This window comes from Trinickia camelliae (genome assembly GCF_053525655.1).
In genome coordinates this window covers 15,350-28,258 of sequence record NZ_JBCHAA010000017.1, presented here as the reverse complement: position 1 = coordinate 28,258, position 12,909 = coordinate 15,350, and the positions used below count along the sequence as shown (strand labels likewise).

The window sequence follows — 12,909 nt, the reverse complement described above, 5'->3', positions numbered from 1 at the left end:
TTTCTGAAGCCCCGATTGTGTCCCTCACCGTTTTCCGAACCTTTCCGAGCCCACTAGCCTGCCGATGAAGCCGATCCGCTACACCATCGTCCCGAAGCAACCCGCCGCGCACCTGTTCGAAGTGACCTTGACGCTCGCCGATCCCGATCCGGCCGGGCAGCGCTTCATGCTGCCGGTGTGGATTCCCGGCAGCTACATGGTGCGCGAGTTCGCGCGCAACATCGTCACGCTGCGCGCGTTCAACGACGCGGGCCGCAAGGTGCGCATCGAGAAGACCGATAAGCACACGTGGCAGGCCGCGCCGCTCAAAGGCGGCTCGCTGACCTTGCGCTACGAGGTGTACGCGTGGGACCTGTCCGTACGCGCCGCGCATCTCGACGACACGACCGGTTTCTTCAACGGCACGAGCGTTTTCCTCGCTCCGCTCGGGCATGAGCAAGCGCCCTGCGTCGTCGATATTCAAAAGCCGGCGGGGCCAACGTACCGCAACTGGCGCGTCGCGACGGCGCTGCCGGAAGCGCGCGGCACGAAGCGCTACGGATTCGGCGAATACCGCGCGGAGAACTATGACGAGCTGATCGATCACCCGGTGACGCTCGGCGAATTCGCGCTCGCGACGTTCAAGGCGTACGGCGTGCCGCATGACATCGTGATCGCGGGCCGCGTCGTGGCACTCGACATGGACCGGCTCGCGGCGGATTTGAAGCGCATCTGCGAAGCGCAAATCGCACTGTTCGAGCCGAAGACCAAGAAAGCGCCGATGGATCGCTATGTCTTCATGACGCAGGCCGTGAGCGATGGCTATGGTGGCCTCGAGCATCGCGCGTCGACGGCGCTGATCTGCAACCGTACCGACCTGCCGGTGGTGGGCCAGGGCGAGGCGTCCGAGGGTTATCGGACGTATCTGGGGCTCTGCAGCCACGAGTACTTCCACACCTGGAACGTGAAGCGCATCAAGCCCGCCGCCTTCGCGCCGTACGACCTGACGCGCGAGAACTACACGTCGCTGCTGTGGCTCTTCGAAGGCTTCACGTCTTACTACGACGATTTGATGCTCGTGCGCAGCCAGAGCATCACGCAAGACCAGTACTTCACCTTGCTCGGCAAGACGGTGGGCGCGGTGCTGCGCGGCAGCGGCCGCCTGAAGCAGAGCGTCGCCGAGAGCTCGTTCGACTCGTGGGTCAAGTACTACCGCCAGGACGAGAACTCGCCGAACGCGATCGTCAGCTACTACGCGAAGGGCTCGCTTGTCGCGCTGGCGTTCGATTTAGCGATTCGCGCGCAGACGAACCATCGCAAGTCGCTCGACGACGTGATGCGGCTGCTTTGGCAGCGCTATGGCCGCGATTTCTACCGCGGTAATGCTGTCGGTGTGGGTGAGGATGAGGTCGAGGCGCTGATTGCCGAGGCGACCGGCGCGGACCTCTCGTCGCTGTTCGACGAGGCGGTGCATGGCACGCGCGACTTGCCGCTTGTAGAGTTGCTCGCGCCCTTCGGCGTAACGCTCGGACCGGAGACCGACAAGAACGGCAAGCCGTCGCTCGGGGCGAAGACGCGCGGCGGCGCGGAGTGCGCGCTGACGGTGGTTCATGACGGCAGCGCCGCGCAGAAGGCGGGCTTGTCGGCGGGCGACGTGCTGGTCGCCGTCGATGGCCTGCGCGTCACCGGCTCGAACCTCGACGCACTGCTCGCCCGCTACCAGCCGGGCGCCAGGGTCGAGATCCACGCGTTCCGGCGCGATGAGCTGCGCGTCGCGCAGGTGAAGCTCGATGGGCCGGAGGTCTCGCGCTACAAGCTGACGTTCGGGGAGAAGGGCGATAAGCGCGGCGAACCCGCAGCGGTGCGCAAGGTGCGCGAGCGCTGGCTGCAAGGCTGATCCAGCGGCGGCTCGGCTTGGGACGGCGCTGGCGTCTGCGCCGTCCTGAGCTGTTCTGCGCTGGCCGAGCAGGCGGTTGCGTCCAAGTCAGACCAGGACGTATCGCCAATCCTGCGCTAATTTCGATGCGAAACCGGCCGTAATCGGTGGATTGTCCCACCGTTGCAACAATCCGTCGCCGCCAGACTACTTTTTCGCGACGCGCAGAAAAATACAATGGCTTCACTCGCGCAACGATGCGCAACCCCTCTGGAGCCGACCATGACCACCATCCTTCAACTGAACTCCGCCGCCCGCACGCAAGGCGCCCAATCGACGCTGCTCGCCAACGAATTGACGGCAAAGCTGCAACAATCGAATCCGGGTGCGAAAGTCGTCGTGCGCAACCTGCTCGCCGACGCGCTGCCGCACCTCGACGAGTCCGTCCTCGGCGCGTTCTTCACGCCGGCCGATAACCATACTGCCGAGCAAGCAGCAATTGCCGCACGCAGCGAAGCGCTGATCGCCGAATTGCAAGCCGCCGACATCGTCGTGATCGGCGCGCCGCTCTATAACTTCGGCATCTCGTCGCAACTGAAGGCGTACTTCGACTGGATCGCGCGTGCCGGCGTCACGTTCCGCTACACCGAGAACGGCCCGGAAGGCTTGGTGAAGGGCAAGAAGGTGTTCGTGGTATCGGCACGCGGCGGCAAGTACCAAGGCACGCCGAACGACACCCAGACGCCGTACCTGAAGACGTTCCTCGGCTTCCTCGGCATGACGGACGTCAGCTTCATCTACGCCGAAGGCCTGAACATGGGCCCGGACGCAGCCAACGCCGCCCTCGCTGGTGCGCGTGAGGCGATCGCGGCGGTGTAATCCGGCAGGTTCGCGCCGGGTAGCGCAAGGCGTCGCAGCAGAATGCCGTAGCGACGTTGCAATTCCGTCTCTCGACGTTTCGAGATACTTCGCCCCCTCTTCGCAGGGGGCGAAGCCGTTTACGCGCCGACAGCGTTGTTCGCTCCCCACGCGCCATTCTTAGCGTCGTGAGTGCCGGTAAGACGAGACGTCTCTTGTGCCTCGTTGTCTTAATTCCTAAGCAATCTCATTAAGAATTTAGGAATAGTCTCATGGAGTCCGAAGGGGTGCGCCGCAACAATTAATCCTGTGAATTTACCGGGATGTGTGCGTCATGAACCTTCGCATTACCCCTCGCAGCGGTTCGACGTATGACAACCGGGCGCAGATGCGGCCAACCGCGCTCTCTCCGTTCGCTCTGGCGGCCTTTGCAACGTTTTGCCATGTGTCCGCGTCCGCGAGTCAGATTGCTCCGGAGGCTGTCGCGGTTGTATCGCTTGGTCAGCAATCCCAAATTGCACCTGCCGAGCCGGCCAATCGGCAGCCCAAGAGCACCCCTGCCTCTGCGTTCGACGCCGACTTGATGCGCGCCCGCGGCCTCGACCCGGCGCTGGCGGCGTACTTCAGCCAGGCGCCGCGCTTCATGCCGGGTCCGCAGCGCGTGTCGCTGTACGTGAACGGCGAACGGCGCGGAAACGCCGCCGCGACGTTCGACGATCAAGGCAACCTGTGCTTCGACCGCGCGCTGCTCGAGCACGCGGGCCTGGTCGTTCCCGACGCGCTGAAGCACGACAAGGAGCAAGGCGGCAAAGAAGGCAAGGAGCCGAAGCCGGCCGCCAAGGCCGCCTGCTACGACTATCGCGACGCCTTTGCGCAGGCCACGGTCGACCTGGACCCGGGCGCGAATGCCGTACGCCTGATTGTTCCAACCGAGGCGCTGAAGAGCGATGCCCAGCCCGTCGGGAAGTTCGAGTCGGGTGGCGTGGGCGGCGTCTTCAACTACAACGTGATGTCGATGTCGACCTCGGGCGGCGGGTCGAGCAACCGCTACACGACTGCGGACGGCGAAGTCGGCCTGAACGCCGGCGATTGGATCGTGCGCAGCCGGAACGTCTTCACGCAGCAAGGCAGCGTCTCGGACGTCAGCAACCTGTACACCTACGCGCAAAAGACGTTTGTGCGCACGGGCGGCATGCTGCAAGCCGGACAGATCAACGTCAGCGGCAGCCTGTTCCCGGTGCCCTCGCTCACTGGCGTGCAGTATTTTCCCGACTCGGCGCTGATCCCGCCGGCCCCCGGCCCGTCCTTTCAAGGCATCGCCAATAGTCCGTCGCGGGTCGAGGTCCGCCAGCTGGGCGCGCTCATCTACTCGACGATTGTGCCGGCCGGCCCGTTCACGCTGTCGAACCTGCCGTTGACGAGCGCGTCGGCCGACGTGCACATCACCCTCACGGAAACGAATGGCGGCGCGAAGAGCACGTATACCGTGCCGGCGGCGTCGCTGACCGCGGGGCAGCGGGCGCCGTTGGGTTTGTCGGCTGCGCTCGGCAAGGTGCGCAATCTCAGCGACGTCGACGGCCAGCGCTCGCCGCTAGTCGCGACGGCCTCCAAAGGCTGGAACGTCGGCACGCGCTATCGGGTCGCTGCGGGCGCGCTCGTCGCGCAGGACTATCAAGCGCTGGCTGGCAGTCTGGACGCCGCGCTTTCCAGGAACACGTTCGCGAACGTTCAGAGCCTGGCGTCGAATTCGCAGCTCGATCGCGCCCGCGGTTTCAACGTCAGCGCGAGCGTGAATGCACAACTGATCGGCAATCTGTCGGGCAGCCTCAGCGCGACCCAGCAGACCCAGGGCTATCGTTCGCTCGCCGATACGCTTACCCCGTCAACGTTGGGGGCTCCGTACGTGCGGATCCGTGGCCAGTACACGGCTTCCGCCAACTGGAGCCACCCGCTGCTCGGTGGTCTCGCGCTGTCGTATTCGTACGCGTCGAACTACGACGCTCCGGTTTCGCAATATGCGACGCTCGGCTGGAACCGCACGTTCGGCCGCGTCTCGGCCTCGCTCAATTTGCAAAAGAGCTTCAATCAAGAGAGCAATTCGAACGGCGTGTCGAGCCTGAACAACGGCCTCCAGTTCTACGCAATGCTGAGCATCCCGCTCGGACGAGCGAGCGTGCGGGGCTACAGCACCAATAGCGGCGGACAGACCCGCTTTGGCACCAACGTGTCGCAGACCGTCAACGACTACTGGAATTACAGCGCACGCGCCGAGACCAATCCGAGCGCCAACGGCCCGGACTGGGGCGGCACCGTGAACGTGCGGCCGCGCTACACGCAGGCTTCGGCGTCCTATTCGCAGTTCGGCCGGGGCAGCAGTTCCTACACGGGGCAGTTGCAGGGCGGCGTCGTGGCGACGCGGGAAGGCGTGACATTCTCGCCCTATCAGATCGGCGACACGTTCGGCGTGGTCTCCGCAGGCGATCTGTCAGGCGTGCGCATCAGCACGCCGCAAGGCGTCGTCTGGACGGACCCGCGCGGACGCGCGGTGCTGCCGGTGCTGCCCGCCTACCAGCGCTCGCGCATCGAAGTGCTCACGAAGAGCCTGCCGCGCAATGCCGACTTGAGCAACGGCATCGATTTCGTCGATGCCGGCCGGGGCTCGGTCAACTTCGTGAAATTCGGCGTGGTGAAAACGCGTCGCGTACTGCTGCGCGTGACGACGCCAGACGGCGCACCGCTGCCTGCTGCGCTGCCGGTGCTCGATGACAAGGATCAATACCTCACGACGTCAGTAGGCGACGGCGTCGTGTTTCTCAATAGCGACGCCGCGAAGAACCTGCAAGTCAAGCTGGCCGACGACAGGCTCTGCAAGCTGAGTTACGAGCTGCCGACCAAACCGAGTCTCGACCGGCCTTTCGATTCCGCGGCGGCGGTCTGCAATTTCTGATCGATGGAGGCAAATATGCCGAGCATGAACCGTGCGCTGTTCATTCGTTGTGCGTTGTCGCTTGCACTGCCGGCGCTTGCCGGCCTGGCGACGTCAAAAGCCATTGCGGCGCCTGAATGTGTGTTGACGGCCTTCGATTCCGTCATCGACTTTGGCGCCATACATCCGCCACCCGGCAACCGCGAGAAGTCATTCAAGCCGGCTCCGATGCAGCGGACTTTCTCGGCGATCTGTCCCGAGGCGGCGCAAATGAACGTTGTCTTCCAGGGGCGGGCGAAATCCGCCGACCAATTGCAGTTCGGCAACAACGCGAGCTACACGGTGCGTGTGATGAGCGCGCGACTGGACGGCGAGACGGTGCAAATGGCGCATTTGCAGGCGGCCGGCGCGCCGCCGCAGGGCGCTCCGTCCGGCGACCTCACGTTGCTGCCGTCCGACCTCTTCGCGCCGGTGAGCGGTCAGCAATTGCTGAGCGGCCGGCACCTGGATTTCACGCTTGAAATTGCGCCCGTCATCCCGGTGGACACGATGCATCTCAACCAGCAAGTCAACCTCGATGCGACCGGGCAACTGCAACTGATCGTCCGGTGATTCCTGACGTCCTTTCCTTTTTTCATTCGGCAAGGATGCCGAAATTTTCTTCCTTCACTTCATAGCCTGAGATTCAACATGAAAACGATGTCCAAAAAGGTGGCCGCAGCCGCGGCCGTAGTTTTCCTGAGCGTGTCGGCTCAACTGACGCATGCCGCGGGCATGCTGCCCGAATCGACCGCGATCCTGATCGACGAGGCGAACGGCGAAGCCGCGATGAACGTCAAGAACACCGATCCCGCGCCCACGCTGCTCTATTCGACCATTCAGGCCGTGCCGGAGGACAAGAACCCGCCGCTGGTGCTCACGCCGCCGGTCGCGCGTGTCGAGCCCGACAAGACGCAGTTGGTGCGCTTCATGCTCACGAACACCGAGCCGCTGAAAGTGGAGCGTTACGCGCGCGTCACCTTCGACGGCATTCCGGAAAAGAAGCCCGACGACAAAGCCAAGGTCACGCTGACGATTCGCCAAAGTTTGCCGGTCGTGATTCACCCGAAGTCGCTTGCCGTGGACAAAGCGCCGTGGAAGCACCTGAAGTGGTACCGCGACGGCGACAAGCTGATGGCCTTCAACGACAGCCCCTATGTCGTGCGCATGGACCAGCAAGTGTTGTTACAGCCGGGCAACGTGCTGGCCGGAGTGGGCAAGGCTTATCTGATACCGGGCGAACGCGTACAGGCCGAGATTGCGAAGAAAGACGGACAGGTAACGGCTTCTCTCGACGCGCTGACGAGCGTCGTGATTTCGCCGTTCACGGCATATGGCTACGCCTCGGATCCGTACACGATGCCTATCGGCACCCAGCCGCAGGCAAGCACGTCCGACGTGGCAGAGAAGTAAGCGGTTGGCATTTTTATCGGAATATTCTTGAAAACAAATCAGAATTTAGGAGTATTCCTAATATTGTGATGGTTTAAATAAATAAAATTATTTCGCCCAATCGGCTCGCAAATTGGCAGTCGAGCCGAAGCGTAAATCGCTGCGCGAGCATCAAGGGTTGCAGCTGAATCGGGCAACCCTTGTTTCTTTGGACAACATGATCGAATCACATTTTCTGGGAAGAATATGAAACAAACGAAGCTGGTTAAAGCTCTCGTCGGCATGACTTTTGGCGGGACGATGCTGGTGGCGGGAGCCTCCGCATTTGCCGCCACCGCTGATTTCACGGTCAAGGGCACGGTTATCCCGGCGTCTTGCAACCCGACTTTCGACGGCGACGGTAAGGTGGATTTCGGCACGATCCAGGCCTCGAGCCTGAAAGACGCCGACTACACGACATTGACTGCGAAGCCGGTCATTCTCACCGTCACCTGCTCGGCGCCGATGAGAATGGACTTTGGCGTGGTAGATAACAAGACTGCGTCCAGCCTTGGTTCGGCCGTCACAACGGCATTGGGCGTGGGTGCGGCGACTTACGTCTATGGGCTGGGCGCGACGACGATCAACGGTCAAAGCGTCAGCCTTGGTTCCTATGCAATCAAGGTGAACGGGAAGCCGACGGTTGACGGTACCGCTGCTAGCTTCAACTACGCAGTGGCGGATAGCGGCCAAGGCTATTCCACTGCGGCAACAGCAATTATCGGAAATGGGACCCAGGTATATACCGCAGCCACTAACAACGGGACCACTCCGGGCAAGGTTTTCGTCTACCCGCTCACGATAGCCGCGGTCATCAACAAGGGCAGCTTGCTGCCGTTGAACGGGGAAGTCGATCTGGATGGCCAGGCGACGTTCACCATCGGCTATTGGTGATTGAGCTCAGCTCCCCTTATCGACTAGTTTTCTGAGGACTCCATGAAACAAAACATGATCGCCAAAGCCGCGGCGTTGCCCCTGCTCGCCATGATGGCCCTGGCTACCGCTCCGGCATTCGCCGATACCACCACGGCGACGCTGAAGGTCACCGGCAAGCTTGCCGCGGGCGCCTGCACCGTCGCCATCGTTGGTGGCGGCGACGTCGACTACTCCGAGATTTCGTCTTCGGTGATGTCGAAGACGGGCAACACGGTGCTGGGAACGCAGAGCAAGAGCCTGTCCGTGACATGCGGCAGCTTGATCAACGCGTACGTGAGCGTGGCCGACAACAAAGCGGCGAGCGCGGTGAAGGATGCGTCGATGCTGACGGCGCTGAGCGCGACCGCGGCGCAACTGTACGGTCTGGGCACGACGGGCAGCGGTGACAACGTGGTGAACATCGGCGCGTACACGATCGCGATGGGCCCGGGCACGACGACGAACCTGGCCGGCACGAGCACGACTCAGGCGGCGGTGTTGTCGTCGACGGACAAGAGCACGTGGACGATCTCGACGACGCCGGTGCTGACGACGCCTGGTGGCACGACGTACTACTCGACGGGCGCATCGGCGGCGGGCTCGAAGCCGGTGGTGGCGAAGACGTTTGCGTTCCCGCTGACGGTGAAGGCGGCGTTGAACAACTCGACCAACATGCCGGTGACGGAGAACGTGGTGATGGCCGGCTCGGCGACGTTCACGGTCGCCTACAACTAAGCGCGAGCGCAACCCTTGCTCTTTTGAGCAATATGCTCGAATCACATTTGGTGGGAAGAATATGAAACAAACGAAGCTGGTTAAAGCTCTGGCCGGCACAACTCTTGGCGGGGCGCTGCTCATGGCAGGAGCCTCCGCATTTGCAGCCGATACCGCTGATCTTACGGTCAAGGGCACGGTTATCCCGGCGGCTTGCACGCCGGCCTTCGATGGCGGCGGTACGGTGGATCTCGGCACAATCCAGGCCTCGAGCCTGAAAGACACCGACTACACGACATTGAATGCGAAGCCGGTCAAGCTCACCGTCTCCTGCTCGGCGCCGATAAGAATCGACATCAGGGCCCTTGACAACAAGAGCGCGTCGAGTCTAGGTGCGGCCATTATGTCGGCAGTGGGTGTGATGGGGGCACCTCACGTATATGGCTTAGGTACAACGACGATCAACGGTCAAAGCGTCAGTCTTGGCTCCTATTCGTTGAAGTTCGACGGGAAGGCGACGGTTGACAGCGCGACCTATACCGTCAACTACGCGGGGGTGGCAGAGAGCGGCAAGACCTATGGCAATGCGGCGTCATCGATTGCATCGGACGGGTTGACCATCTATAGCCCGGTCACGACCGGCAACGTGGCCGCCACGGGCAAGGTTTTCGTCTTCCCGCTTACGTTAACCGCAGCCATCAACAAGGGCAGCCTACTGCCGTTGACCGGTGACGTCGACCTGGATGGCCAGGCGACGTTCACCATCACCTATTGGTGATCGAGCGCAGCTCCCCTTATCGACTAGTTTTCTGAGGACTCCATGAAACAAAACATGATCGCCAAAGCCGCGGCGTTGCCCCTGCTCGCCATGATGGCCCTGGCTACCGCTCCGGCATTCGCCGATACCACCACGGCGACGCTGAAGGTCACCGGCAAGCTTGCCGCGGGCGCCTGCACCGTCGCCATCGTTGGTGGCGGCGACGTCGACTACTCCGAGATTTCGTCTTCGGTGATGTCGAAGACGGGCAACACGGTGCTGGGAACGCAGAGCAAGAGCCTGTCCGTGACATGCGGCAGCTTGATCAACGCGTACGTGAGCGTGGCCGACAACAAAGCGGCGAGCGCGGTGAAGGATGCGTCGATGCTGACGGCGCTGAGCGCGACCGCGGCGCAACTGTACGGTCTGGGCACGACGGGCAGCGGTGACAACGTGGTGAACATCGGCGCGTACACGATCGCGATGGGCCCGGGCACGACGACGAACCTGGCCGGCACGAGCACGACTCAGGCGGCGGTGTTGTCGTCGACGGACAAGAGCACGTGGACGATCTCGACGACGCCGGTGCTGACGACGCCTGGTGGCACGACGTACTACTCGACGGGCGCATCGGCGGCGGGCTCGAAGCCGGTGGTGGCGAAGACGTTTGCGTTCCCGCTGACGGTGAAGGCGGCGTTGAACAACTCGACCAACATGCCGGTGACGGAGAACGTGGTGATGGCCGGCTCGGCGACGTTCACGGTCGCGTACAACTAAGCGCGGAAGCGCGCAGCGGCCGGGCGCTGCGCGTGTCTTGCAGCCGAATGAAAACGTCGCTTGAACAGGGCGGTTTCTAAAGAAAAAGCCTCGCACCTTTACGGTGCGAGGCTTTTTTTGATTGCGAATTCGACCCGTGGGCTTTGCCGCTACGCCAGCAATTCCGCGTCCTCCGGCAAGCGCCAGTCGATTGGTCTGCGTCCGTGTGCTTCCAGGTATTCGTTTGCCAACGTAAAGTGCCGGCACCCAAGAAACCCGCGATGGGCCGATAACGGCGATGGATGCGGCGCTTCGAGCACGCAATGCGATTTGCCTTCGAGCAGCACGCGCTTGGCCTGCGCATGTGCGCCCCACAGCATGAACACGAGCCCGTCGTGACGCATCGCGAGTTCGTGAATCAGCGTATCGGTGCATTTTTCCCAGCCGCGCTTCGCGTGGCTCGCAGCCGAATCGCGCTCGACGGTCAGCACCGTGTTCAGCAGCAGCACACCTTGCCTGGCCCATGCATCGAGGCAACCATGTTGCGGAGTCTCGAAACCGAAATTCGCCCCGATTTCCTTGAAGATATTGCGCAGCGACGGCGGCGGCCGCACGGCCGGCGGCACCGAGAATGCTAGCCCGTGCGCCTGCGGATGCCCGCGGTCTTCGCCGTGGTAGGGGTCTTGCCCCAGGATGACGACTTTGACGTCGTCGGGGCTCGTGAGCCGCAGTGCGCGAAATACGTCGGCAGGGTAGATGGTCTTGCCCGCCGCCCGCTCGCCATCGACGAAACGGCACAGCGGCGCATAAGCGTCGCTGTCGAGAAACGGCCGCAGGTGCGCGCGCCATGCAGGCGGCAACGCATCAAATTGGGTTTCGAGAGAGGCGTCGGAGGACGCGGCGACGGGCGGCGCGTCGAACAGCGAGCGTTGGCGCTCGCCAGAAGAGGGGCGGGAGGCGGAGGTCATGGCGCAGAAGTGTCGCAGCAAACGCCGCTGGCTTCAAGGCTGGCTTGCCAAGGTGTTTGCGATATTAGGGTCGGCTTTGGCTTAAGCAAATTCGCATAACTATGCGTGTCGGGTAAGAGGATTTCGGAATCGTCTTATCGTTCGAGGAAGGGGGAATCGACAAAATATGCCTGCCTGGACTCCTCCTTTGGAACGCAAATGACCGCCGTCCTTAAATCGCATTGCCAACTCGCTCCGATGCCGTTGCGTCGCTCCCGCTCCTATCACTTGGCGCTGACGGCCATCGCTCTCGGCGTGCATGCCATGTCGGCATCGGCTCAAACTAAATCCGAACCGTCTTTGGGCGCGGAAAAACTGGCCGCTCTCGATTCGTCGTTTGGGCCGGGCCGCATCTATCACGAACAACTCCGCGCGCCTTTGGTAGGTGGCCTCCAGCGAGAAATGGGACGCGCGACGTACTCGGGCGCTGCACAAGGTCCGGAACGCGTTGAAATCCGCCAGTCCGGCCGTTTGATCCGCTCGACGGTGGTTCCGGAAGGTCCGTTCACGTTGAGGGATCTCGAGCTGGGCGATCGCACGTCGGCGGTGGAAGTGACGACGGTGGACTGCGATGGCAACCGGCACACGGACGTCGTCGCGGCGGCGTCGCTCTTCGACGCGGTGACGCCCGAGCCGGCCTCCCACGCGGCACCCGTTCCCTTGGCTTCGCATACAGCACCGGCCACGATGGCCTCATACACCGAGCCGGCCACGACGCCTTCGTACGCCCCGCGGGATGTCGTCGCCGAGCACGTACGGTCCAGCCAGAATGCCGTCGACGATGGCGCCGTGCAGACGTTTCCGATTGCCTCCACCGACATTGAGATTGCGCCGCTCCCGGCGTCACCTTCCGCCTCTCCGGACCTCGTAGCGGAACGCACTGAGGACTACCCTGGCGTTAGCTCCGGCGATGCCGGACAAGCGCCGCTCGTTGCGTCGGTGGGCGTCGATCGCGCGGATGGCGCACCGGTCGACTTGCCTTCCAAGTCGGAACTCGATATTCGCGTGCAGCCGGTCAGCGTTGCAGCCCTGAAAGCACTGTCGTATCCGGTCGATACCGTGACCGCTTACGCGATGGTTGTTGGCACGTTCGGCAGGGCCCACTTGGCGCGCGGTGAGAAAGCGGCCGGATCTCGGGTGTTCCAGTCGGCCGCAAACCCGCTTCCTTTGAACGTCGCGAATAATCTGGGCGCGATTTCGAAGTCCAAGGCCAGGGCCGTCGTGGCGTGGAGCCCCGAGACGCGGGCGCCCGAGCCCTACGCCTATAGCTCGAACGATTCGGTTGGAGAAGCCGCTGGAGAGCGTCGTTTGCCGGATGCGTGGGGCCGCGAGTTCGCGCGGGCGAACATGCTGCCCGTTGGCCCAGGCGACGCGCACGCACGTGACGATTCCAGTGCGGCTGCACCGGCTACTTACGCCGCCGCTGAACCGGTTCCGCTCACCAAGATTTCTGACCGCGTGTTGAGTAGCGGTGATTTGGCACTGATCGGCATGGGGCATGTCAGCCTGAACGGTGAGCCGCTGCCTTATGAGGTGCATGCCTGGGCAGGCTCTTCGCAAGATCGCGACGCCGTGCATGCCGGCGAACCTACGCTGCGCCGCTACGCCGAAATCAGCTTCACCGCAGCGTACGCTCGAAGCTAACCGGTAG

At 62.8% G+C, this 12,909-nt stretch carries 11 protein-coding genes; 10 read left to right on the top strand and 1 reads right to left on the bottom strand.

Annotated elements, in window-relative coordinates; genetic code table 11:
- The first annotated feature begins 64 nt into the window (after window positions 1-64).
- The 9 genes from AAHK20_RS25310 to AAHK20_RS25270 all read left to right on the top strand — a co-directional run bounded on the left by AAHK20_RS25310 (window position 65) and on the right by AAHK20_RS25270 (window position 10,272).
- Window positions 65-1,876: a M61 family metallopeptidase gene (locus AAHK20_RS25310; RefSeq protein WP_449184247.1), complete on the top strand. Its 1,812-nt coding sequence runs from the start codon at window positions 65-67 to the stop codon at window positions 1,874-1,876.
- A gap of 261 nt (window positions 1,877-2,137) precedes the next feature.
- Window positions 2,138-2,734 (top strand): FMN-dependent NADH-azoreductase, encoded by a 597-nt coding sequence (locus AAHK20_RS25305; protein ID WP_449184246.1) that lies wholly within the window; start codon window positions 2,138-2,140, stop codon window positions 2,732-2,734.
- A gap of 313 nt (window positions 2,735-3,047) precedes the next feature.
- Entirely contained in the window at window positions 3,048-5,660 is a 2,613-nt protein-coding gene (locus AAHK20_RS25300) for a fimbria/pilus outer membrane usher protein (RefSeq protein WP_449184245.1), read from the top strand.
- 15 nt (window positions 5,661-5,675) lie between these two features.
- Window positions 5,676-6,251, top strand: a complete 576-nt coding sequence (locus AAHK20_RS25295) for a DUF1120 domain-containing protein (RefSeq protein WP_449184244.1) — start codon at window positions 5,676-5,678, stop codon at window positions 6,249-6,251.
- A gap of 78 nt (window positions 6,252-6,329) precedes the next feature.
- Window positions 6,330-7,091 carry a fimbria/pilus chaperone family protein gene (locus AAHK20_RS25290; protein ID WP_449184243.1) on the top strand — a complete coding sequence of 254 codons (762 nt, stop codon included), beginning with the start codon at window positions 6,330-6,332 and terminating at the stop codon, window positions 7,089-7,091.
- Between the two features lie 225 nt (window positions 7,092-7,316).
- Window positions 7,317-8,003, top strand: a complete 687-nt coding sequence (locus AAHK20_RS25285) for a DUF1120 domain-containing protein (RefSeq protein ID WP_449184242.1) — start codon at window positions 7,317-7,319, stop codon at window positions 8,001-8,003.
- A 42-nt stretch (window positions 8,004-8,045) separates the two neighbouring features.
- Window positions 8,046-8,759, top strand: a complete 714-nt coding sequence (locus AAHK20_RS25280) for a DUF1120 domain-containing protein (RefSeq protein WP_449184240.1) — start codon at window positions 8,046-8,048, stop codon at window positions 8,757-8,759.
- Between the two features lie 61 nt (window positions 8,760-8,820).
- A complete protein-coding gene (locus AAHK20_RS25275; RefSeq protein WP_449184241.1) occupies window positions 8,821-9,516 on the top strand; it encodes a DUF1120 domain-containing protein in 696 nt (231 codons plus the stop codon).
- A 42-nt stretch (window positions 9,517-9,558) separates the two neighbouring features.
- A complete protein-coding gene (locus AAHK20_RS25270; RefSeq protein WP_449184240.1) occupies window positions 9,559-10,272 on the top strand; it encodes a DUF1120 domain-containing protein in 714 nt (237 codons plus the stop codon).
- A gap of 149 nt (window positions 10,273-10,421) precedes the next feature.
- Here the strand turns inward: AAHK20_RS25270 and AAHK20_RS25265 are convergent, their stop codons facing one another.
- Window positions 10,422-11,219 (bottom strand): uracil-DNA glycosylase, encoded by a 798-nt coding sequence (locus AAHK20_RS25265; protein WP_449184239.1) that lies wholly within the window; start codon window positions 11,217-11,219, stop codon window positions 10,422-10,424.
- A 105-nt stretch (window positions 11,220-11,324) separates the two neighbouring features.
- Between AAHK20_RS25265 and AAHK20_RS25260 the strand changes: the two genes are divergently transcribed.
- Window positions 11,325-12,902 (top strand): fimbria/pilus outer membrane usher protein, encoded by a 1,578-nt coding sequence (locus tag AAHK20_RS25260; protein ID WP_449184238.1) that lies wholly within the window; start codon window positions 11,325-11,327, stop codon window positions 12,900-12,902.
- The last annotated feature ends 7 nt before the right edge of the window (window positions 12,903-12,909 follow it).